Source organism: Acidovorax sp. LjRoot38, assembly GCF_964252975.1.
GTDB classification, from domain to species: Bacteria; Pseudomonadota; Gammaproteobacteria; order Burkholderiales; family Burkholderiaceae_C; genus Acidovorax; species Acidovorax facilis.
In genome coordinates this window covers 310,177-332,559 of record NZ_CAXUPT020000003.1, presented here as the reverse complement: position 1 = coordinate 332,559, position 22,383 = coordinate 310,177, and the positions used below count along the sequence as shown (strand labels likewise).

The following is a 22,383-nucleotide window of genomic DNA, read 5'->3' as shown; positions in this document are numbered from 1 at the left end:
TCAATCATATTTCTGGATTTTTCATGAAGTCTTTTGCATTTGTCTTTCCGGGACAAGGCTCGCAATCGGTGGGCATGCTCGACGGATGGGGTGATCACCCGGTGGTGGCCCAGACCGTGCAGGAAGCCTCGGATGCCCTGGGTGAAAACATCGGCCTGCTGATCAAGGAAGGTCCCAAGGAGGCGCTGGCCCTGACCACCAACACGCAGCCGGTGATGCTGGTGGCTGGGGTGGCTGCATGGCGTGTCTGGCGTGCAGAAGGTGGTGCAGCCCCGGTCGCTGTTGCGGGGCATTCTCTGGGCGAGTATTCGGCGCTGGTTGCCGCAGGTGTGTTGACGCTGGCCCAGGCGGCGCCGCTGGTGCGCCTGCGTGCAGCTGCCATGCAGGAGGCCGTGCCGGTCGGCACTGGCGCCATGGCTGCCATCTTGGGGATGGAGGCTTCCAAGGTCATCGCAGGATGTGCCGAGGCAGTGGCCTCGTTCGGTGTGGGAACGGCAGAAGTGGTTGAGGCTGTCAATTTCAACGACCCCGTCCAGACGGTCATTGCGGGCACCAAGGCCGGCGTCGAAAAGGCCTGCGAAATGCTCAAGGCGGCAGGTGCCAAGCGCGCACTGCCGTTGCCGGTGTCCGCCCCTTTTCACTCCAGCCTGATGAAGCCTGCCGCTGAGAAGCTGCGCTTGGCGCTGGCGGATGTGGCGCTTGCTGCGCCCCAGATTCCGGTTCTGAACAATGTGGATGTCGCGGTGCAGCAGGACGCTGAGGCGATCCGAGACGCGCTCTACCGCCAGGCCTTTGGCCCCGTGCGCTGGGTGGAGTGTGTGCAGGCCCTCAAGGCCCGGGGGGTCACCCATATTATTGAAAGTGGCCCTGGCAAAGTGCTGGCGGGTCTGACCAAGCGCATCGATCCTGAGCTGGTGGGTGCGGCACTGTTTGATATGGCCACGCTGGCCGAAACCCGGGAGTTGTTGGCATGACGCAATCCTCATCGGCCGCGCAAGTGGCGTTGGTCACAGGCGCATCGCGCGGCATTGGTGCGGCCATTGCGCTCGAGCTGGCGGTACGTGGCTACCAGGTGGTGGGCACGGCCACGACGGACGATGGCGCCGAGCGCATCAGCCAGGCCCTGGTGGCCTACCCCGGCTGCCGTGGTGCCAATCTGAATGTGAATGACGGAGCTGCCATCGAGGCGTTGATGGATTCCATCGTCAAGCAGCAGGGTGGTCTGCATGTGCTGGTCAACAATGCGGGCATCACCCGCGACACCCTGGCCATGCGCATGAAGGACGATGACTGGGATGCGGTGCTGGACACCAATCTCAAGGCAGTTTTCCGCGTGAGCCGCGCGGCGATTCGCCCGATGATGAAACAGCGATTCGGGCGCATCATCAGCATCACCAGTGTGGTGGGGGCATCGGGCAATCCTGGTCAGGCCAACTACGCGGCAGCCAAGGCTGGAGTGGCGGGAATGACCCGTGCACTGGCCCGCGAACTGGGCAGCCGCAGCATCACGGTCAATTGTGTAGCGCCGGGATTTATCGAGACGGATATGACGTCGGTGCTGCCCGAAGAACAGCAAAAAGCCCTCAACGCCCAGATCCCTTTGGGGCATATGGGCAAGCCGCAAGACATCGCACATGCCGTGGCCTACCTTGCTTCGCGCGAAGCAGGGTACGTGACCGGTCAGGAGTTGCATGTCAATGGCGGCATGTACATGTAATTGAGACAAGTTAACGCCGGTTCATCCGGACGGCGGGCTGCTGAGGGGCTTCTCCTTAAGCGGCTAGAATCGCGGATTCATTCACAACCCCCAGAGGGAAACCATGAGCGATATCGAAGCACGCGTCAAAAAAATCATTGCCGAACAACTCGGTGTGGAGGAGTCCCAAGTCACCAATGAAAAGGCCTTCGTGGCAGACCTCGGTGCCGACTCGCTCGACACGGTGGAACTGGTGATGGCACTGGAAGACGAATTCGGCATCGAGATCCCTGACGAAGACGCCGAGAAGATCACGACGGTGCAAAACGCCATCGACTACGCCAACACCCACCAGAAGGCCTGAGCGGCGCACTGCGCCTGACTCAAGCGATCAACAGAAGGTTTTTACGCATGAGCCGTCGTCGCGTTGTCGTGACCGGCCTGGGATGCGTCAGCCCCGTGGGCAACACGGTGGCCGAATCCTGGGCCAATCTCCTTGCCGGAAAATCCGGTATTGACCTCATCACCAAGTTCGACACGTCGAACTTTGCCTGCAAGATTGCAGGGGAGGTCAAAGGTCTTGACCTGGAGTCGTACATCAGCGCCAAGGATGCGCGCGCGATGGACAGCTTCATCCATTTCGGCATTGCAGCTGCTGCACAGGCGGTTGAAGATGCCGGTCTGCCCACGGGTGAAGCGCTCAGTGAAGAGTTCGCAACACGCATAGCCTGCGTGATCGGTTCGGGGATTGGTGGCTTGCCACTGATCGAGAATACCCACGCGGAACTGGTCAGTCGCGGTCCGCGGCGCATCACGCCGTTCTTTGTGCCAGCGTCCATCATCAATATGGTGGCGGGCCATGTGTCCATGCGCTTTGGCTTCAAGGGGCCGAACCTCGCGGTCGTGACGGCCTGCACAACCGGCCTGCATTGCATTGGCGAGGCTGGTCGCATGATCGAATACGGTGATGCGGATGTGGTGGTGGCGGGTGGCACTGAATCCACGGTGTCGCCGCTGGGCATTGGTGGTTTTGCGGCCATGCGCGCCCTGTCTACCCGCAACGATGACCCCAAGACCGCTTCCCGCCCCTGGGACAAGGACCGAGATGGTTTTGTTTTGGGTGAAGGCGCCGGGGTCATGGTGCTGGAGGAATACGAGCATGCCAAAGCCCGTGGTGCCAAGATCTATGCGGAACTGGGTGGTTTTGGCATGAGCGCCGATGCAGGCCACATGACGGCCCCCAGTATGGATGGTCCGCGCCGTGCCATGCTCAACGCCCTGCGCAATGCCGGCATGAATGCCGATCAAGTTGACTACCTCAACGCCCATGGCACTTCCACGCCGCTGGGTGATATTAATGAGACGAATGCCATCAAGGCGGCCTTGGGCGACCATGCTTACAAGGCTGTGGTGAGCTCCACCAAATCCATGACCGGTCATTTGCTGGGTGGTGCGGGCGGTATTGAGAGCATTTTTACAGTGCTGGCCTTGCATGAGCAAAAGGTACCACCCACCATCAATTTGGCGAATCAGGACCCCGAGTGCGATCTGGACTACTGCGCCAACACGGCGCGCGACATGAAGATCGACGTTGCAGTCAAGAATAACTTCGGTTTTGGTGGCACCAACGGGACGCTGGTTTTCAAGCGCGTCTGATTGTTGGGTCAGGTGCTCTGCCGCCCGACTTGGCGAGGCCGTGGTGTCTTGTTGCGATCCTGCAATCTTTGGTTGCTCAGCACGGGCCTATGTTCCGTGCTAAGCAGGCGGCACAGCCTCGGTAGCGTTTCGTGGGTGTGACTTCGCAGCGACCACCTTCGGTGTTTTACCCCCTGCGGCGCAGCCGCCTGTTCGGGGGCTTGCTGGGGGCATTGTTGCTGATCAGTGCAGCGGGGCTGGTTGCTTGGTTCGTGCGAAGTGGTGGTGCTGCATCTCCATGGCCCGCAGCGATGGCGGGTGGTCTCTGGTGTCTGGCTGCCGCCAGCGCCTTCCATTTCTGGTTCTGTCAATTTTCTGGTGGTATCCACTGGGACGGCCAGACCTGGACGCTGGTGGCTCCGAAATCCGGGGCGGCCTGTATGGCATTGTCCGGGCCTCCTGAAGTCCTTCTCGATTTGCAGTCACATCTGTGGCTGCATGTCATTCCGGTGGGGCACCGCCGCACCTGGCTGTGGCTGGCGTGTTCCGCGCAGCCCGAGCGTTGGCTGGATCTGCGGCGTGCGGTATATTCGCGCGCCAGACCGGGCGCTGACAACGCTGACGAAACCGCCCCGGCCAGCAGCCGTGGGCGTGAATCCTGAGTATCCATGACTGTAATTCCGCCTTCCCCTTCCGAAGATAGCGACCTCCAACTGGTGGAGCGCGCGGTAGCGGGCGATCAGCGTGCCTATGAGTTACTGGTCATCAAGTACCAGCGCCGTATCGAGCGTCTCATTGGCCGGATGGTGCGGGACACCGACATCGTTCAAGACATAGCGCAGGAAACGTTCATCCGGGCCTACCGCGCGCTGCACCAGTTTCGGGGAGATGCGCAGTTCTACACCTGGCTCTACCGGATTGCTGTCAATACCGCCAAGAAGGCGCTCATGGACATGAAACGCAATCCGGTCATCTCTGAGAACGCTTTGCGGGGGAACGAGGACGAAGATGAAACTTCCCGCCTCGGACACGAACTAACCAGCGACGAAACCCCCGAAACCGTACTCGCTGCCCGAGAAATCGCGCAAGCCGTGAATGCGGCTATGGAGGCGTTGCCCGACGATCTGCGCCAGGCGGTAACGTTGCGCGAGATTGAAGGGCTGAGTTACGAAGAGATTGCGACGGCCATGGATTGCCCCATCGGCACGGTGCGGTCACGGATTTTTCGGGCGCGAGAGGCCATTTCGGCAAAAGTGCGTCCTCTGCTTGAGAACCAGTCAGGCAAACGGTGGTGAGGTAATGAAATGAACAACGCTGTACGAAGTGATGGATTGGTGGGCGGTGCTGTGGTGGCTGAGATAAGCAGGCGCGAGCAATTGTCGGCACTGGCGGATGGTCAGTTGCATGGGGACGAGGTGGCGGACGCCCTGGCCTATGCGGCGCAAGCCGAAGGCCATGCCACTTGGCAGCTCTACCATTTGGTGGGAGATGTATTGCGTTCTTCCGACCTCGCGCAACCTGCCAATCCGAATTTCATGGCGCGGTTGCGTGATGAACTGGCCAAGGAAGGGCCTGTTGTACGTCCTGCGGCCGCTGCTGTGCAGCAGGCGGATGTGGTGGCCCCGGCAATGGCGGATGCTGCCAATGCGTCGGTCTTTCGCTGGAAAATGGTCGCGGGTTTTGCGTCTTTGGCGGCAGTTGCGGCGATTGGTTGGACCTCTCTGGCCACGTTGCAAGGCAATGGCGCACCCGGTGCCACGGGTGGAGCCCAGCTGGCCATCTCTCCCGAGTCGGGTGCGAATGGCCCCAGCTCCGGTGCCCCTGTGGTCGCAGTGGCTGATGCCGATGGCGGAGCGCAGGTGATGATTCGGGATCCCCGCCTGGATGAGTTGCTGGCGGCACACAAGCAGTTTGGCAGCACATCCGCATTGCAGATGCCTGCAGGATTTTTGCGCAATGCCACCTTTGAGACGCCCAGCCGCTGAGCCGGGAGTGGCTTGCTGGCGTGGTGAGATTGTGTGATGAGCTACCCGGGAGTTTTGTGCGTTTGGTTGAAAGCACTGCCGCAGCAGTTCAAACACGGGGTGGTTGCTGCCCTGTGTGTGACAGGACTCTCCGTATCGGCAGGGGTCTCGTCGGCTGAGGGGGGTGTTTCTTCTGCAGCAGAGGCGGCTCCCGCGCCTGTGGAGCGCAGTATTCTGCAGTGGATCGAGCGCATGCACAGCGCGCCCTGCGCGCGCCCGTATGCCGGTACCTTTGTGGTGCTGGCTGCTTCCGGAGCGATGGCCAGTTCACGCATCTGGCACGCCTGTGAAGGGGCGCAGCAGATGGAGCGCGTGGAGGCTCTCAGTGGCACTCCCCGGACCATTTTTCGGCGCAACGACGAGGTACGTACGTTCTGGCCACAGTCGCGTGTGGTGCGGTCGGATCGACGGGATGCCGCTGGGCTGTTTCCACGAGTTCCGGTGGTTGAGGGCACTTCCATATCCCAGTTCTATGCCGCACGCCCTGTGGGCCAAGAGCGCGTTGCAGGATTTGTTGCCGACGTGGTGTGGTTCAAGCCCGTGGACTCGCTGCGTTTTGGCTACAAGCTGTGGAGCGAGCGGGAGACCGGTCTGGTCGTGAAGCTGCAGACCTTGGGCGCGAACGGACGCGTTCTGGAGCAGGCTGCATTCTCGGAGTTGGACTTGAACGCCCCCGTTCGCGTGGAGCAGCTTTCACGCCTGATGGACGCGACCGCTGGTTACAAGGTGGTGGCGCCGGTTGTGGTCAAGACCACGGCCACGGCCGAGGGCTGGGTGCTTCGTCAGCCGGTTGCTGGCTTTGTTCCGGTGAGCTGCCATCGGCGCGCTGTGTCTGCTGACGACGGTGCGCAGGGTGTCTTGCAGTGCCTGTACTCCGATGGTCTTGCATCGGTATCGCTGTTCATCGAGACCTTTGATCCCCAGCGACACCCCTCCCAGCCCCAGGTCTCGGGTATGGGGGCCACGCAGCTTCTTGCGCAACGGGTCTTGCCCGATGTATGGCTCACAGTAGTGGGGGAGGTTCCTTTGCAGACCCTTCGCCTGTTTGCGGGTCAATTGGAGCGCACACGCTGACACTGACACTGAGGCCAGTGGGCGTGACGCTGGCGGCTGCTGTCTCTGAGCCAGCGCTGTGGCGGGGCCGTTTGCAGGGGCATGCGAAGTGCATTTGCGATGCGGGAACCAAATGGCCGCACACTCTTCACAGTTACACACAGTTTGATGACTGTATTTGCTACCAATCACGAAAGGTCGATGATGTCGAAGTTCGATGGAAATGCGCTGCGCTCCCTGGCATTTGCATGCATGTTCGCAGGGGTTGCTGGCGGCATGGGTTTGCCCCAAGCGGCCTTGGCACAACCTGCTGCAGCGGTTCGCGGTTTGCCAGACTTTACGGATCTGGTGGACCAGGTGGGGCCCTCGGTGGTCAATATTCGGACGGTAGAAAAAGCGTCGAGCCGTGCAAGTGCAAACGGCATGGACGAGGAAATGATGGAGTTCTTCCGCCGCTTTGGCGTGCCGATCCCCAATGTGCCCAGGCAGCAACGTCCTCAGCGGCCGCAAGACGATGAGCAGCCGCGCGGCGTGGGTTCTGGCTTCATCCTGACTGCGGACGGGTTTGTGATGACCAATGCGCATGTCGTGGACGGCGCTGATGAGGTGATCGTCACGCTGACCGACAAGCGCGAATTCAAAGCCAAGATCATTGGTGCGGACAAGCGAACCGATGTGGCGGTGGTCAAGATCGAGGCGACGGGCTTGCCCGCCGTCAAGGTGGGTGATGTGGGGCGTTTGCGGGTGGGCGAATGGGTGATGGCGATTGGATCGCCCTTCGGGTTGGAGAACACGGTGACTGCGGGCATTGTGAGTGCCAAGCAGCGCGATACGGGGGACTACCTCCCGTTCATCCAGACCGATGTGGCCATCAACCCGGGCAACTCGGGCGGTCCGCTCATCAACATGCGTGGCGAGGTGGTGGGGATCAACAGCCAGATCTATTCGCGCTCGGGTGGATTCATGGGCATTTCGTTCGCGATTCCGATGGACGAAGCCATCCGCGTGAGTGAGCAGTTGCGCGCATCCGGTCGGGTGACACGGGGCCGTATCGGCGTGCAGATCGGGCAGGTCACCAAGGACGTTGCGGAGTCCATTGGCCTGGGCAAGGCCCAGGGTGCGCTGGTGACCGGGGTAGAGGCGGGGTCACCCGCAGACAAGGCGGGCGTGGAGGCTGGTGACATCATCACCCGCTTTGACGGCAAGTCCATCGAGAAGGTTGCGGACCTGCCCCGACTGGTGGGCAATACCAAGCCTGGTACCAAGAGCACGATGACCGTGTTCCGCCGTGGCGCCTCGCGGGACCTGGGCATCACCATTGCCGAAATTGAGCCCGACAAGCCAACTGCCAAAACGGCGGAGCGTGAGGAGAAACCCAAGGCTTCGGCTGCTGCACAGCAAATGGGATTGGCGGTCACGGAACTTTCGGACACCCAGAAAAAGGAGCTCAAGATCAAGGGCGGTGTGCTGGTCGCGACCGCCACAGAGGCCGCAGCACGTGCCGGCCTGCGCGAAGGGGATGTGATTCTCGCGATTGCCAACACGGAAGTGTCTGGTGTGAAGGAGTTTGAGGCTGTGCTCGCCAAGGCCGACAAGAACAAGCCTATCAATGTGCTGTATCGGCGCGGCGAGTGGGCCCAATATGCCTTGATCCGTCCCGGACGATGACGAGTGGCGTTGTGGCAGATGTGGGAAGATGGTTGACCCATTTCCCCACGTTTGCAGCAGGCCTTTGTCGGAGGTGTGGGCATTTTGGTTTTTTTGTCTTTTCCTTCTTTCGATGTTGAAAGTTAGCCTTGGCTAACTTTATGAAGGTCTATCAACTGATTTCGATAGAATAGAGGCCCCTGTTCAACGCTAATTCATATATTAGCTGGACGTTGATTCACGATGCGGGATGTGACGGTGTCATGCACAGCCGATCCACAGCTCACCCACAAGTTGTCCAGCGTTGTAGTTGTGCAGACTGTGTATAAGTTGTTGATAAGATCCCTGTTGCACCCTGGCAACTCCCCTTGGATGCAGTCGGATGGGCTTTTTACTGCGGGCTTTTTGCCTACAATGAAGCTCCAACTATCGCAGTTGCCAATGATTGTTGGTTCAGGGCGCGTCGCCATTCGACGCGCCCTTTTTTCTTGTGTGCTCCGTTTTAATTCAATCACTTGACGCTTTCCGTTGATGAACCACATCAGAAATTTTTCCATCATTGCGCACATCGACCATGGCAAGTCGACGCTTGCAGATCGCTTGATCCAGCGCTGCGGAGGCCTTGCGGACCGTGAGATGGAGGCCCAGGTTCTGGACTCGATGGATATCGAAAAAGAGCGTGGGATAACCATCAAGGCGCAGACCGCAGCGCTGCAATACAAGGCGCAGGATGGGCAGGTCTACAACCTCAATCTGATCGACACACCGGGGCATGTGGACTTCTCGTATGAAGTGAGCCGCTCGTTGTCGGCATGTGAGGGCGCGTTGCTGGTGGTGGATGCTTCGCAAGGCGTGGAAGCTCAGACCGTTGCGAACTGCTACACCGCATTGGATCTGGGTGTCGAGGTGGTGCCGGTACTCAACAAGATGGATCTGCCCAATGCCGATCCCGACAATGCCAAGGCTGAGATCGAAGATGTGATCGGCATTGACGCGACCGACGCGATTCCCTGCTCCGCCAAGACCGGCATGGGTATTGATGAGATCCTCGAAGCCATCGTGGCCAAGGTGCCCGCGCCGCGCGGCAATGCCGATGGACCGCTTCGCGCGATGATCATCGACAGCTGGTTCGACAGCTACGTGGGTGTGGTGATGCTGGTGCGCGTGGTCGATGGCCGTTTGCTCAAAGGCGAGCGCATCAAGATGATGGCCAGTGGTGCGGTGTACAACGCGGACAACCTCGGTGTGTTCACGCCCGCCAACGAGCCGCGCAACTCGCTTGACGCAGGGCAGGTGGGCTACATCATCGCTGGTATCAAGGAGCTGCAGGCTGCCAAGGTGGGTGACACGATCACGCTCGAAAAGAAATTGCCCAACAATGCGGGCCCTGCCGCCGAGGCGCTCCCCGGCTTCAAGGAAATCCAGCCCCAGGTGTTTGCCGGTCTGTACCCGACCGAGGCGAGCGAATATGACTCGCTGCGTGACGCGCTTGAAAAACTCAAGCTCAACGATGCTTCGCTGCACTACGAGCCGGAAGTGAGCCAAGCGTTGGGCTTCGGTTTTCGTTGCGGGTTTCTCGGCCTGCTGCACATGGAAATCGTGCAGGAGCGTCTGGAGCGTGAGTTTGACCAGGATCTCATCACGACTGCACCCAGCGTGGTCTACCAAGTGGTCAAGGCCGATGGTGAAGTGATCATGGTCGAGAACCCCTCCAAGATGCCGGACCAGGGGCGGCTTGAGGAAATCCGCGAGCCCATCGTCACGGTGCATCTGTACATGCCCCAGGACTATGTCGGCCCGGTGATGACGCTCGCCAACCAAAAGCGCGGTGTGCAGATGAACATGGCGTACCACGGTCGCCAGGTGATGCTCACCTATGAAATGCCGCTGGGCGAAATCGTGCTCGACTTCTTCGACAAGCTCAAGTCGGTGTCGCGCGGCTATGCATCCATGGACTACGAGTTCAAGGAATACCGTGCGTCCGACGTGGTGAAGGTGGACATCCTTCTGAACGGCGAAAAGGTGGATGCACTGTCCATCATCGTGCACCGATCACAATCGCAGTACCGGGGTCGCGCCGTGGTTGCCAAGATGCGCGAGATCATCAGCCGCCAGATGTATGACGTGGCCATCCAGGCGGCCATTGGCGCCAATATCATTGCGCGCGAGACCATCAAGGCACTGCGCAAGAACGTGCTGGCAAAATGTTACGGCGGCGATGTCAGCCGCAAACGCAAGCTCCTTGAGAAGCAGAAAGCAGGCAAGAAACGCATGAAACAGATCGGATCGGTCGAAGTGCCGCAAGAGGCATTCCTGGCCATTTTGCAGGTGGAAGACTGATGCTCCAGTTCATGCAGATTTTCACATCCCTGGTGCTGGCCGCATTTGGTGGCTATATCGGGGCCTGGTACTTTGGTGCCATCGAAGGCAATTTCGCCTTGCTGTTGTTCCTGGCCACGGTGGTCACGGGCGCGTACTGGCTGGCCGAGCGGTTCTACTTTCTGCCCCAACGCCGCCGAGCCGCACAGGCCGTCGAAGATGCGGCGACCGCACGCCGTGCGGAGCTGGACCGCATGGGCATCCAGAAGGTTGATGTGGATGTGCAGGAGGCCAAGGGGCGGCTGCTCATGCAGCCTTGGTGGCTGGACTGGACGGCGGGGCTTTTCCCGGTCATCGTTGCCGTGTTTGTTCTGAGGTCGTTTCTTTTCGAACCCTTCAAGATCCCGTCGGGTTCGATGATTCCCACCCTATTGGTGGGCGACCTGATCCTGGTGAACAAGTTCACCTACGGCGTCCGCCTGCCGGTGATCCATACCAAGATCACCGAGGGCACCAAGCCTGCGCGTGGAGATGTTCTGGTGTTCCGCTATCCACCCCAGCCGAGCCTTGACTACATCAAGCGGGTGGTGGGTGTGCCTGGTGACGAGGTGGCCTACATCAACAAGCGCCTCACGGTCAACGGTCAGGCCATTGACACCAAGGCGCTGCCAGACTTTTTCGAAGAAGACTCGATGCGCTACTTCAAACAGTTTGAAGAGCAACTGGGTGCACAGCCCCATCGTTTGTTGAACAACCCGGATGTGCCCGCCTTTGTGCAAGGCGCCAGCAATTTTGCCTATCGCAAGAACTGCCGTTACAGTGTTGAGGGCGTTGTGTGCAAGGTGCCCGAGGGCCACTATTTCATGATGGGGGACAACCGGGACAACTCGCTCGATTCACGCTACTGGGGCTTTGTTCCTGAGGGCAATATCGTGGGGAAGGCCTTTTTTGTCTGGATGAATTTCGGCAATCTCAAGCGCATTGGGTCGTTCCATTGATGGATGACCTGCTTTTTTGGACACTGAGGGGGAAACACATGCATATCAATCGTTCTACCAGCCCATTTCGCCAACGCGGTTTGTCTTTCTTTGGTTTGGTGTTCGTCGGGGTGTTCGCCGTGGCTGTATTTGCGATTGGTGGACAGTCTGTCCCCATTTTTCTGGAGTATCAGGCGATCAAAAAGGCTGCAGCCAAGGCCGCGAAGGAGGGCTCTACGGTTGCTGATGTCCGTGCCTCGTTTGATCGCGCTGCAGCCATTGACACCATCAATTCGATCCAAGGTAAAGACCTGGAGATTGCCAAGCGCGGTGACAACAAAATCGTTGTGTCTTACAAATATTCCCGCGAGATTCCCTTGGCAGGCCCCGCTTACCTTGTCTATCGCTTTGAAGGACAGACCAACTAGTGCATCCCGGCCTTCAAGCGCTGCAGACCCGTCTGCAGCATGTTTTTTCCGATCCATCCCTTCTTCAGCGCGCTACCACGCATCGCAGTTTTTCGGCCGACCACAACGAGCGGCTGGAGTTTCTGGGTGATTCCGTGTTGAATCTGGCGGTTGCGAGCCTGCTGTATCGGCAGTTGTCAGCGTTGCCGGAAGGCGATCTCTCTCGCGTGCGTGCCAACCTCGTCAAGCAGGACACGCTGCACCAGCTGGCGCTGGGCCTCAAGATCTCCGATGTGCTGCGATTGGGTGAGGGCGAGTCCAAATCAGGTGGACAGCAACGTCCATCCATCCTGGCCGACGCGCTCGAAGCGCTGATTGGCGCGGTGTACCTGGATGCCGGCTATGCGAGTGCCGAAGCGTTGGTGCACCGCCTTTTTCAGGGCGTGGAGATCAACCCGCAGATGCAGGCTGCATCCAAGGACGCGAAAACTGCATTGCAGGAGTTGCTCCAGGGCCGCAAAATGAAGCTGCCGCAGTACAAGGTCGTCGGCACAGTGGGCGCTGCGCACCGTCAGACCTTCGACGTCGAGTGCGATATTCCTGAACTTGGCCTCACCGAACGCGGCATCGGCGGCTCCCGCCGGGCGGGCGAGCAGGCAGCCGCTGCTGCCATGCTGGCCACATTGAAAGCAAAGAAATTATGAATGATGCTACCAAAGATGTAGCGAATGAAGCCGCTCCAGCAAGCGCTGGAGCGCAAAATGACCTCGAAGCCATGCTGGCGGCAGCAGGCTCCCCGGCCGCCGTGCCCGGCCAGCGTTGTGGTGTGATCGCCATCGTGGGCAAGCCCAACGTGGGAAAGTCCACATTGCTCAATGCGCTGGTGGGGCAGAAGATCAGCATCACCTCGCGCAAGGCGCAGACCACGCGGCACCGCATCACCGGTATTCGTACGCGCGAGCAGACACAGTTCATCTTCGTGGACACACCGGGATTCCAGACGCGCCATGCCACCGCACTCAACAAGTCGCTGAACAAGACTGTGATGGGCGCGATTGGCGATGTGGACCTGATCCTCTTTGTGGTCGAGGCTGGCAACTTCACGCTGGCCGATGCCAAGGTGCTGTCGCTGTTCAAGCCCGGCATCCCCACGCTGCTGCTGGCCAACAAGCTCGACATGGTGCACCGCCGTGCCGAGCTGGCCCCCTGGCTCAAGAGCATGCAGGAGCGCCACCCGTTTGCCGAGTTTGTGCCCATGTCGGCCAAGAACAAGGGCGACATCGAGCGCCTGTTTGGCATCTGCGCCAAGTACCTGCCCGTGCAGGGCTGGTGGTACGGCGAAGACGAGCTGACCGACCGCAGCGAGAAGTTTCTGGCGTCCGAAACCGTGCGCGAGAAGCTCTTCCGCTTCACGGGCGACGAACTGCCTTACACCTCTACCGTGGTGATCGACAAGTTTGAGGAAGAAGCCAGCAAGCAGCACAAGCGGCTGGTCAAGATCGCTGCCACCATCGTGGTCGAGCGTGACAACCACAAGATGATGGTGATCGGCGACAAGGGCGAGCGCCTGAAGCGTATTGGAACCGAAGCCCGCCAGGAACTGGAAAAGCTCATGGATGCCAAGGTGTTCCTGGAGCTTTGGGTCAAGGTGCGCTCCGGCTGGGCCGACGACGAGGCGCGCGTGCGTTCGTTCGGTTACGAATAATTCCGTGCCCGCCTGCGACCCTGTCTTGCCCGGGCGGCACAAGCTGTCTGGCGCTTGCCAGCCGCATGCATTTCTGCGGGCCTGAAGCCAATGGCTGCCGCCAAGCGCATCTCCGATGAACCCGCCTTCGTGCTGCACAGCTACGACTGGAGCGAGTCCAGCCTGATCCTGGAGGTTTTCTGCCGTCAGCAAGGGCGTGTGGCGCTGGTGGCCAAGGGGGCCAAGAAGCCCAGCTCCAACTTCCGCCCGGTGCTGCTGCCGCTCCAGCCCTTGTTGGTGACTTACACGCTCACCGGCGATGGCAGCGCAGACATCCACACCCTCAAGGGGGCGGAGTGGGTGGGCGGCCATGTGATGCCCACGGGCGATGCCCTGCTGTCGGGCATGTACCTCAACGAGCTACTGCTGCGCCTGCTGGCGCGCGCCGATCCACATGCAGCCCTGTTCGATGCCTATGCCGGTGTGGTGCGCGTGTTGGCCAGCGAACACGGCGATGCGTTAGAGCCCGTGCTGCGCAGCTTCGAACTGTTGCTGCTGCGCGAGATTGGCTTGCTTCCTGGCCTGGATGTTCAGACCATGACGTTGGAGGTCTTGCAACCCAAGACGCGCTACACGCTGGTGCCCGAAGGCGGCCTGCGCGCCTCCTCCTCGGCCGACCGCGTGGGCCTGCTCGGCGGTCAGTGGCAGACGTTGCAACGCGCGCTGGACGACGCGGCCACCTACACCGCCACCTTGCGTGCCTGCGCGCCGGTGGCTGCAGAACTCAAACCCCAGCTGCGCGCCCTGCTGCAATACCATTGCGGCAGCCCCATGCTGCGCACCCGCCAGCTCATGATCGATCTGCAGGCCCTATGAACCAGACCTCACACACCCCCCACGCCACGGCCCTCTCGGTCAATGTCAACAAAGTCGCCCTGGTGCGCAACACGCGCCACCTGGGCATTCCCAGTGTCACCCGGGCGGCCGAGCTGTGCCTGCAGGCGGGGGCCCAGGGCATCACCGTGCATCCTCGGCCCGACGAGCGGCACATCCGCAGCCAGGACGTGTTCGAGCTGGCCACGCTGATGAAGGCTTGGCCCGACCGCGAATACAACATCGAGGGCAATCCATCTCAGAACCTGATGGACTTCATCCGCAAGGTTCGCCCGCACCAGGCGACCTTTGTACCCGACAGCGAAGACCAGTTCACCAGCGACCACGGCTGGAGCTTTCCGCAGGATGCCGAGCGCCTGGCGCCCCTGATCGCCGAGTGCAAAGCATTGGGCGTGCGCGTGAGCCTGTTCATGGACCCCGTGCCCGAGCAGATGGCCGCCGCCAAGGCCGTGGGCGCAGACCGGGTGGAGCTTTATACCGAGCCCTACGCTGCAGCCTGGGGCACGCCGCAGCAAGACGTTGAGCTCAAGCGCTACGCCGCCGCTGCTCAGGCCGCGCTGGATGTGGGGCTGGGCGTGAACGCGGGTCACGACCTCAACCGTGACAACCTCGCCGCCTTTGTGCGCGAGGTGCCCGGTGTGCTCGAAGTCTCGATCGGCCACGCCCTCATTGCCGACGCGCTGGAGTTGGGCTACGCCGCCACGGTGTTGGCCTACCTGGGCTGCATCCAGTCGGGTTGTGCCGCACAACCTGATTGCTCCTGATTTGATAGCTGTCAGTGCATGATGGATAAGAGCTAGAGCCCAATTTCATTCAAAAAATCATGATCTACGGCATTGGCACCGACATCTGCGACGTGCGCCGCATCGCGGCCAGCCTGGAGCGCCACGGCGAGCGCTTTGCCCAGAAGGTGCTGGCCGACGGCGAACTGGCCACCTGGCGCGAGAGGAGTGGCCGTTGGCCCGACCGCGGCCTGCGCTACCTGGCCACGCGGTTCTCTGCCAAGGAAGCGTTCAGCAAAGCCATCGGCCTGGGCATGCGCATGCCCATGACCTGGCGCCACTGCGAAGTGGCCAAGCTTGCGAGCGGCCAGCCCGTGATCGTGCTGCACGGCGCACTCAAGGAATGGTTTGACGCCAAAGGGCTGAAAGCGCACCTGAGCGTGACGGACGAGACCGACTACGCCGCCAGCTTCTGTGTGGTAGAGAAATTGGATTAAAAATGGCCTCTGGCGCTTGATGGATAAGTGCTAGCAGCTATGTTTGTAATAGCAACCTGATGTTTGACACCCTATGACCGAACACGCCCCCCTCATCCTCGACGTGGCAGGCACAGAGCTGACTGCCGCCGACCGCCGCCGCCTGGCCCACCCGCTGACCGGCGGCGTGATCCTGTTTGCCCGCAACTGGGAAAACCGCGTGCAGCTGCTGCAGCTGACCAGCAGTATCAAGGCCGTGCGTGACGATCTGCTGATCTGCGTGGACCATGAGGGCGGCCGCGTGCAGCGCTTTCGCACCGATGGCTTCACCCACCTGCCGCCCATGCGCGCCCTGGGCGAGATGTGGATGGACGATGGCAAGGGCGCCAAGGCCGTGCCTGGCAGCGGCGCGCTGCGCGCCACCAATGCCGCCACGGCGGCGGGCTACGTGCTGGGTGCGGAGTTGCGCGCCTGTGGGGTTGATTTCTCGTTCACCCCCGTTCTCGATCTCGATTGGGGTGAAAGCGGCGTGATCGGCGACCGTGCCTTTCACCGCGACCCGCGTGTGGTGGCGCTGCTCGCCAAGAGCCTCATGCACGGTCTGCTGCAGGCCGGCATGGCCAACTGCGGCAAACACTTCCCGGGGCACGGCTTTGTCAAAGCCGACTCGCACACCGAGGTGCCGGTGGACAAGCGTAGCCTGAAGGCCATCCTGGCCGACGACGCCGCGCCATACCCCTGGCTCAGCAGCACGCTCACCAGCGTGATGCCCGCCCATGTGATCTTCCCCAAGGTCGATAGCCGCCCCGCAGGCTTCTCGCAGCGCTGGCTGCAGGACATCCTGCGGCGGCAGATGCGTTTTGACGGCGCCATCTTCAGCGACGACCTCAGCATGGAAGGCGCTCGGCGTCTGGACGGCCAGGTCGTCAGCTACACCGACGCAGCCGTTGCAGCGCTGGAGGCAGGCTGCGACCTGGTGCTGTTGTGCAACCAGAGCGTGGGCGATGGCAAGGCCGTGGATGAACTCATCGACGGCCTGGAACAGGCCCAGAACCAGGGCCGCTGGCAGCCGAGTGTGGACAGCGAATCCCGCCGCCTGGCGCTGCTGCCCGAAACCCTGCCCCAGGCCTGGGATGAGTTGATGTACCAGCCCGCCTATCTGCAGGCCTTGGACCTGTTGCCCTGACGCCGTGAGAGCCCCTGGCCCGGAGTCTGGTGCGGCGCCCCTCGTCGTTACCGTGCTCGCCGGGTGTGCAACCCGCCTGCGCCCGCCGCCTAGCGTGCGACCCTGCCAGACCCTCACGCACAGCCGATTTCTCGGCTTCAGTGGACTAGGGCGTGTTGAAAGGCCCTGGCGTGACTGGAGGCGGGGCTGCCGGTGCACTTTCTGCGGCCTCTGCAGCGTTGGCGGGTAGTGCAGGCGGTGGTGGCACCCCCTGAAACCTGCGCACCACGCGTTGAAACACCAGCGCATTGGGAATCTGCAGCCAGGCGACCTGGTCCGCCGCAGCGCCATGGTCTTCGAGCGTGGTGTAGAGCAGGTTGATGTCCACCACACGTCCTTTGGCCCCGGGCTTTTCGGCGGTGTCCAGCACCTCGATGTAGTCGCCAATCTTGAAGGGTCGCACGGTGAAGATGAGCAGCGCGCAAAACAGGTTGGAGAGCACACTCCACGCCGCGAAAAAGGCCACGGCCCCGACAGTGGCAAACCCGGTGAACGCGGTCCAGAGCACGGTGGCCGACACCCCCATGCGTTCCAGCACCAGCAGCGCCGCACTGGCAATGATGAGCCAGCGGATCAGCCCGTTCATGGGCACCACCAGTTCGTCGGGCACCTGGTAGTGCGCGCTGGCACGGCGCACTATGCGGCGCAGCACCCGTTGCAGCAGCCAGGCGACAAACAGGATCAGCAGGATCTGCGTGCCGGGGATGATGACTTCGAGCCAGTCTTGTACCCAGTCGGGAAGGCGGGTTTTCAGCAGCTGCATGCGCGAAACGGCGGTGCGGGCGTTGCGCTCGGTGGCGTCAAACGTGAGGGCAGAAAAGAAACTCAATTGCGCAGTTGCTCCACGGTGTCCATCTGCATTTCAAAACTGAAGAAGCGATTGCGGCCCTGGGCCTTGGCGGCATAAAGCGCCTGGTCGGCACGCATGATCATGCTTTCGGCGTTCGTGCTGTCGTCAGGCACGCAGGTGGTGATGCCGCCTGACAGCGTGAGGATGTTGCCCAGCGGGGAATCTGCGTGTGGAAGGGCGCGCACCTTGAGCAGCTGTCCCAGGGCCCGCGCGAAGGTCATGGCACCCGAGCGTGGCGTGTTGGGCAGGATGAGGGCGAATTCCTCACCACCGTAGCGTGAGGCGATGTCACGCGGGCGCACGCACACCTCGCGCAACAGGCGGCCGACTTCCTTCAGGCAGGCATCGCCCTGCACATGCCCGCTGGCGTCATTGAAGAGCTTGAAGTGGTCCAGGTCGCACAGCATCAGCGTGAGCGGCGTACCGTCCCGGCGCGCAGCCAGGATTTCGTTGTGCAAAATGCGGTCAAACCCCCGGCGGTTGACCAGGCCGGTGAGCGCATCGATCTCCACCATTTCGTTGAGCCGCTGGTTGGCCAGATGCAACTCGGCCGACATGGAGACGAGCCTGCGGCGCATGTCCAGCAGCCGGCGCATGGCACGCAGTTTGGCCATCAGCACGATGGGCTTGACGGGTTTGACGAGGTAGTCGTCACCACCCACTTCAATACCGCGCCACACATCGAGTTCGTTGTCCAGGCCCGAGAGGAAGATGATGGGCGTCCAGTCGCCCGCCTCGCTCTCGCGCATCTGCTGGGCCACCCAGTAGCCGTCCCGGCCGGGCAGCCGGATGTCCAGCAGCACCAGATCGGGGCGGTGGGTTTTGAACAGGTGCAGCGCTGCGTTGCCCTCGGGCGCCTCAAAGATGTCTGACACCCCAGCCCGCCGCAGCTCGGCCACCAGCGCTGCGCGCACGGATCCCTGGTCTTCGACCACCAGCACCGAAAAAGCGTTGCCCGAGGGCAAGGGCTGGCTGGCCGGGTAGGGGGCGCTGCTGGAACTGAAGGGCACGGTAGTGTCTCCTTGGGGCCGTCAAAGGGCGGGTCCGGGATGCCCCGAGGGCATCCCGGACGCGCAACTCAGGACTCGCGGCGAAGCGCGGGGAACAGGATCACGTCGCGAATGCTGGGGCTGTCAGTCAGCAGCATCATGAGACGGTCAATGCCGATACCGCAACCCCCCGTGGGGGGCATGCCGTATTCCAGTGCGCGCACGAAATCGTGGTCGTAGAACATGGCTTCGTCATCGCCGCTGTCTTTGGCGGCCACCTGGGCGTGAAAGCGGGCGGCCTGGTCTTCGGCATCGTTCAGTTCGCTGAAACCATTGCCGAACTCGCGGCCGGTGATGTACAGCTCAAAGCGCTCCGTCACCTCGGGGCGCGCGTCGTTGGCACGTGCCAGGGGCGAGATCTCGGTGGGGTGCTCCATGATGAAGGTGGGCTGCCACAGCTTGTCTTCCACCGTTTCTTCAAAGTACAGCACCTGCAGGCTGGCCAGCGTGCGGGCCGAGAGCTTGTCCTTTTCTTCGGTCATGCCCAGCTTCTTCAATGCGCTGATGAGCCAGGCGGCATCGTCCACATGGGCGCCTGCTTCGGTGTGCTGGAAGATGGCTTCGCGGATCGTCAGGCGGGCAAAGGGCTGGGTCAGGTCCACCGCGCGGCCCTGGTAGGTCATCTGCAGCGAACCGGTGGCCTTGAACGCGACTTCGCGGATCAGCGTCTCGGTGAAGTCCATCAGATCCAGGTAGTTCCAGTACGCCGCGTAGAACTCCATCATGGTGAACTCGGGGTTGTGGCGCACCGAGATGCCTTCGTTGCGGTAGCTGCGGTTGATTTCGAACACACGCTCGAAGCCGCCCACGATCAGGCGCTTGAGGTAGAGCTCGGGCGCGATGCGCAGGTACATCTCCTGCTCCAGCGCGTTGTGGTGCGTCACGAACGGCTTGGCATTGGCGCCGCCCGGGATGGGGTGCAGCATGGGCGTTTCGACTTCAAGGAAGCCGTGGCTCACCATGAACTCGCGCAGCCCGCTCACGGCCTTGCTGCGCGCCATGAAGCGCTTGCGGGCGTGCTCATCGGTGATCAGGTCCACGTAGCGCTGGCGGTATTTCTGCTCCTGGTCGGCCATGCCGTGGAACTTGTCGGGCAGCGGGCGCAGGCTCTTGGTGAGCAGGCGCAGGCTGGTCACCTTGACCGACAGCTCGCCCGTCTTGGTCTTCATCAGCGTGCCTTCGGCGCCCACGATGTCGCCCAGGTCCCAGTGCTTGAAGGCGGCATACAGGTCTTCGCCCACGGCGTCGCGGGTTACGTAAAGCTGGATGCGCCCGCCCACGTCGCCCAGCGAGCCATCCTGCACGGTGGCGAAACTCGCCTTGCCCATCACGCGCTTGAGCATCATCCGGCCAGCGACCGAGACGTTCACCGGCGTGGCTTCGAGGGACTCGTTCGTGGCAGTGCTGTGTTCCAGGTGCAACTGGGCAGCCTTGTGGCCGGGCTTGAAGTTATTGGGGAAGGCAACCCCACCGCCAGTGGCCTGGACTTCGCGCAGAGCGCGGAGCTTTTCGCGGCGCTCTGCGATGAGCTGGTTTTCGTCCTGGGGAGCGGGGGCGTGGTTTTGGTCTGACATAGGTGCCGTGGGTGCGGGGGCGTGAAATGGGGGCTGGGTTCAGCCAAACCCCTCATTTTATCGGCTATGTGTTGCCGACAGGTCCTAAGAACCTGTTCAAGATCTTTTCGGGGATCGCATTGGAGTGCAATCGGGATGAGTGGATGCTTCGGATGCGCCGCATGGGCTTGTGCCCATGCAAGCAGCCGGGGCGTCCAATCGCCCGATTTCACTCCAACCCTTCGGGCAAGTGCCTTGCCGGGCGGTCTGCGGCGTTGCGGCGCTTGTGGATAGCCGGGCTATCCACTGCACCCCGCGCCTTGCATCCCATCCCGGCAAGGACCTTGTGCGACCCCGAAAAGATTTAGAACAGGTTCTTATCCCCTGGACGGCCGGTCGCCCCACAGCGCGGATGCCGTCCTCACGATGATCTTCAGGTCGCTCCAAAGCGTGTGCGAGCGGGCGTACTCGGCGGCGTAGCGCAGCTTGATGGGCAGAATCTGTTCCACGTAGGTGCGCTCTGGATCGCTGCTCTGGCCCAGCAAAGTGCTTTCGTCGCGAAATTCGATGGAGGCGCGGTCCGTGATGCCGGGCCGCACGCTGAGCACCAGGTCCCGCACGGAATCCGGGTAGAGCTCCACATAGTGCGGCACCTCGGGCCGGGGGCCGACAAGGCTCATATGGCCAAGCAGCACGTTGAAAAGCTGCGGCAATTCATCGATCTTGGTGCGCCGCAGCCAGTGGCCCGCCCGGGTGATGCGGGCGTCGGCCCCCACGGTAATCGCCGGGCCCGCAGCTTCTGCACGCGGGTGCATGGTGCGGAACTTGACGATGCGAAACAACCTGCCTGCGCGGCCCACACGCTGTTGGCGAAAGAATGCCGGGCCGGGCGAATCCCACACCACCCACAGTGCCACGGCCAGCAGCACGGGCGCGAGCAGCAGCAGCCCGAGGGCGGCCAAGAACAGGTCGAACAGCCGCTTGGGCATGTCAGCCCAGCACCTCGTGCAGCGCGGCAATCACACGGTCCTGATCGCTGTCACCCATGGCTGTGAAAAGGGGAATGCTGATCATGGCCTGGTAGGCTGCATCGGCCTGGGGGAACATCTCCGGCGTGAGCTGATAGCGGTCCCGCCAGTACGGGTGCCGGTGCAGCGGCACATAGTGCACGCTGGTGCCGATGCCCCTGTCCGACAGTGCCTGGATGGCCGCGTCACGCCCCAGTGGTGCGTCCGCCCGCAGCCGGATGACATACAGGTGCCATGCGTGGGTGTCGCCTTGGGGTGCATCGGCTGGCAAGGTCAGGGGCAGCGGCGCCAGCTGATCGTGGTAGCGGGTTGCCAAGTCCTGGCGCCGCTGCACAAATTGCGGCAGCCGCGCCAATTGCTCCACGCCCATGGCGGCGGCAACGTCCGTCATGTTGTACTTGAAGCCCGGAGCGACCACCTCGTAGTACCAGGCCGGGGTTTTGGAGGTGAAGCGGTCAAACGCATCCCGGCTCATGCCATGCAGGCGCATGGTGCGCATGCGTTGCGCAAGCGCCGGGTCGTGTGTGACGGCCATGCCGCCTTCGCCGGTGGTGATGGTCTTGTTGGCGTAGAAGCTGAACACCGTGACATCGGACTGCAACTGCCCCACCAGGGTGCCGTGCCAGGTGGTGGGCAAGGCATGGGCTGCGTCTTCCACCACCTTCAAGCCATGTTCTTTGGCGATGGCCAGGATGGCGTCCATGTCGCAGGCCAGGCCCCCGTAGTGCACGGGCATGATGGCTTTGGTGCGGGGTGTGATGGCCGCGCGCACCTTGGCCGGGTCGATATTGAGGGTCACCGGGTCCACGTCCACCAGTACCGGGTCCGCACCCAGGTAGCGCACCACCTCCACGGTGGCGGTGAAGGTCAGTGTGGGCGCGATCACTTCATCGCCGGGGCCGATGCCCAGGGCCTCCAGCGCGAGGTGCAGGCCCGCCGTGGCGGAGTTGACGGCGATGCTCTGCAGACCACCGCCGCCCAGGAAGGCGGTGAATGCCTGCTCAAACTCTTTGGTCTTGGGCCCGGTCGTGACCCATCCCGAGCGCATGGCCGCGCTGACGGCATCGATTTCTGCCGGCCCGATGTCGGGGCGGGCGAACGGGAGAAAGGGTAGGTCGGCGGGGGAGTTCATGGGCGTTGTGGT

22 protein-coding genes are annotated in these 22,383 nt (G+C 61.9%); 17 read left to right on the top strand and 5 right to left on the bottom strand.

What is annotated here, in order from left to right; all coding sequences use genetic code 11:
* The first annotated feature begins 23 nt into the window (after positions 1-23).
* The 17 genes from fabD to nagZ all read left to right on the top strand — a co-directional run bounded on the left by fabD (position 24) and on the right by nagZ (position 16,720).
* The gene (gene fabD, locus ACSQ22_RS06680) at positions 24-974 is read left to right on the top strand and encodes an ACP S-malonyltransferase (RefSeq protein ID WP_426304783.1); all 951 of its coding nucleotides are present in this window, start codon (positions 24-26) and stop codon (positions 972-974) included.
* Positions 971-1,717, top strand: coding sequence for a 3-oxoacyl-ACP reductase FabG (gene fabG / locus ACSQ22_RS06675; RefSeq protein WP_436129803.1), 747 nt, complete (start codon positions 971-973; stop codon positions 1,715-1,717). The genes fabD and fabG overlap by 4 nt, the downstream gene beginning before the upstream one ends.
* A 103-nt stretch (positions 1,718-1,820) precedes the next feature.
* Positions 1,821-2,060, top strand: a complete 240-nt coding sequence (gene acpP, locus ACSQ22_RS06670; RefSeq protein WP_003058049.1) for an acyl carrier protein — start codon at positions 1,821-1,823, stop codon at positions 2,058-2,060.
* Between the two features lie 47 nt (positions 2,061-2,107).
* On the top strand, positions 2,108-3,352 hold the full coding sequence (fabF, locus tag ACSQ22_RS06665) for a beta-ketoacyl-ACP synthase II (RefSeq protein WP_055399467.1): 1,245 nt from the start codon (positions 2,108-2,110) through the stop codon (positions 3,350-3,352).
* A gap of 647 nt (positions 3,353-3,999) precedes the next feature.
* The gene (gene rpoE, locus ACSQ22_RS06660) at positions 4,000-4,626 is read left to right on the top strand and encodes an RNA polymerase sigma factor RpoE (protein ID WP_055399464.1); all 627 of its coding nucleotides are present in this window, start codon (positions 4,000-4,002) and stop codon (positions 4,624-4,626) included.
* Positions 4,627-4,635: 9 nt separating this feature from the next.
* The gene (locus ACSQ22_RS06655) at positions 4,636-5,316 is read left to right on the top strand and encodes a sigma-E factor negative regulatory protein (protein ID WP_436129802.1); all 681 of its coding nucleotides are present in this window, start codon (positions 4,636-4,638) and stop codon (positions 5,314-5,316) included.
* A gap of 36 nt (positions 5,317-5,352) precedes the next feature.
* On the top strand, positions 5,353-6,429 hold the full coding sequence (locus ACSQ22_RS06650) for a MucB/RseB C-terminal domain-containing protein (RefSeq protein WP_436129801.1): 1,077 nt from the start codon (positions 5,353-5,355) through the stop codon (positions 6,427-6,429).
* A 183-nt stretch (positions 6,430-6,612) separates the two neighbouring features.
* The gene (locus tag ACSQ22_RS06645) at positions 6,613-8,076 is read left to right on the top strand and encodes a DegQ family serine endoprotease (RefSeq protein ID WP_436129936.1); all 1,464 of its coding nucleotides are present in this window, start codon (positions 6,613-6,615) and stop codon (positions 8,074-8,076) included.
* A 510-nt stretch (positions 8,077-8,586) separates the two neighbouring features.
* Positions 8,587-10,395, top strand: coding sequence for a translation elongation factor 4 (lepA, locus tag ACSQ22_RS06640; RefSeq protein WP_055399457.1), 1,809 nt, complete (start codon positions 8,587-8,589; stop codon positions 10,393-10,395).
* A complete protein-coding gene (gene lepB / locus ACSQ22_RS06635; RefSeq protein ID WP_176886635.1) occupies positions 10,395-11,372 on the top strand; it encodes a signal peptidase I in 978 nt (325 codons plus the stop codon). Before lepA ends, lepB begins: the two co-directional genes overlap by 1 nt.
* Before the next feature lie 38 nt (positions 11,373-11,410).
* Positions 11,411-11,779 carry a DUF4845 domain-containing protein gene (locus ACSQ22_RS06630; RefSeq protein WP_436129800.1) on the top strand — a complete coding sequence of 123 codons (369 nt, stop codon included), beginning with the start codon at positions 11,411-11,413 and terminating at the stop codon, positions 11,777-11,779.
* A complete protein-coding gene (gene rnc / locus ACSQ22_RS06625) occupies positions 11,779-12,462 on the top strand; it encodes a ribonuclease III (RefSeq protein WP_121505756.1) in 684 nt (227 codons plus the stop codon). The genes ACSQ22_RS06630 and rnc overlap by 1 nt, the downstream gene beginning before the upstream one ends.
* Positions 12,459-13,463, top strand: a complete 1,005-nt coding sequence (gene era, locus ACSQ22_RS06620; RefSeq protein WP_436129799.1) for a GTPase Era — start codon at positions 12,459-12,461, stop codon at positions 13,461-13,463. Before rnc ends, era begins: the two co-directional genes overlap by 4 nt.
* Before the next feature lie 90 nt (positions 13,464-13,553).
* On the top strand, positions 13,554-14,318 hold the full coding sequence (recO, locus tag ACSQ22_RS06615) for a DNA repair protein RecO (RefSeq protein ID WP_228896760.1): 765 nt from the start codon (positions 13,554-13,556) through the stop codon (positions 14,316-14,318).
* On the top strand, positions 14,315-15,100 hold the full coding sequence (locus tag ACSQ22_RS06610; RefSeq protein WP_436129798.1) for a pyridoxine 5'-phosphate synthase: 786 nt from the start codon (positions 14,315-14,317) through the stop codon (positions 15,098-15,100). The genes recO and ACSQ22_RS06610 overlap by 4 nt, the downstream gene beginning before the upstream one ends.
* A gap of 59 nt (positions 15,101-15,159) precedes the next feature.
* Positions 15,160-15,555, top strand: a complete 396-nt coding sequence (gene acpS / locus ACSQ22_RS06605; RefSeq protein ID WP_121505760.1) for a holo-ACP synthase — start codon at positions 15,160-15,162, stop codon at positions 15,553-15,555.
* A 73-nt stretch (positions 15,556-15,628) separates the two neighbouring features.
* The gene (nagZ, locus tag ACSQ22_RS06600) at positions 15,629-16,720 is read left to right on the top strand and encodes a beta-N-acetylhexosaminidase (protein ID WP_436129797.1); all 1,092 of its coding nucleotides are present in this window, start codon (positions 15,629-15,631) and stop codon (positions 16,718-16,720) included.
* Positions 16,721-16,865: 145 nt separating this feature from the next.
* Here the strand turns inward: nagZ and ACSQ22_RS06595 are convergent, their stop codons facing one another.
* The 5 genes from ACSQ22_RS06595 to ACSQ22_RS06575 form a co-directional block, all read right to left on the bottom strand.
* Positions 16,866-17,522, bottom strand: a complete 657-nt coding sequence (locus tag ACSQ22_RS06595; protein ID WP_121422808.1) for a mechanosensitive ion channel family protein — start codon at positions 17,520-17,522, stop codon at positions 16,866-16,868.
* 62 nt (positions 17,523-17,584) lie between these two features.
* Positions 17,585-18,619: a GGDEF domain-containing response regulator gene (locus ACSQ22_RS06590; RefSeq protein ID WP_436129796.1), complete on the bottom strand. Its 1,035-nt coding sequence runs from the start codon at positions 18,617-18,619 to the stop codon at positions 17,585-17,587.
* A gap of 68 nt (positions 18,620-18,687) precedes the next feature.
* The gene (gene lysS / locus ACSQ22_RS06585) at positions 18,688-20,232 is read right to left on the bottom strand and encodes a lysine--tRNA ligase (RefSeq protein WP_436129795.1); all 1,545 of its coding nucleotides are present in this window, start codon (positions 20,230-20,232) and stop codon (positions 18,688-18,690) included.
* 356 nt (positions 20,233-20,588) lie between these two features.
* Positions 20,589-21,200, bottom strand: coding sequence for a sugar transferase (locus ACSQ22_RS06580; RefSeq protein ID WP_436129794.1), 612 nt, complete (start codon positions 21,198-21,200; stop codon positions 20,589-20,591).
* Between the two features lies 1 nt (position 21,201).
* Positions 21,202-22,371, bottom strand: coding sequence for a DegT/DnrJ/EryC1/StrS family aminotransferase (locus ACSQ22_RS06575; protein WP_436129793.1), 1,170 nt, complete (start codon positions 22,369-22,371; stop codon positions 21,202-21,204).
* Between the last annotated feature and the right edge of the window lie 12 nt (positions 22,372-22,383).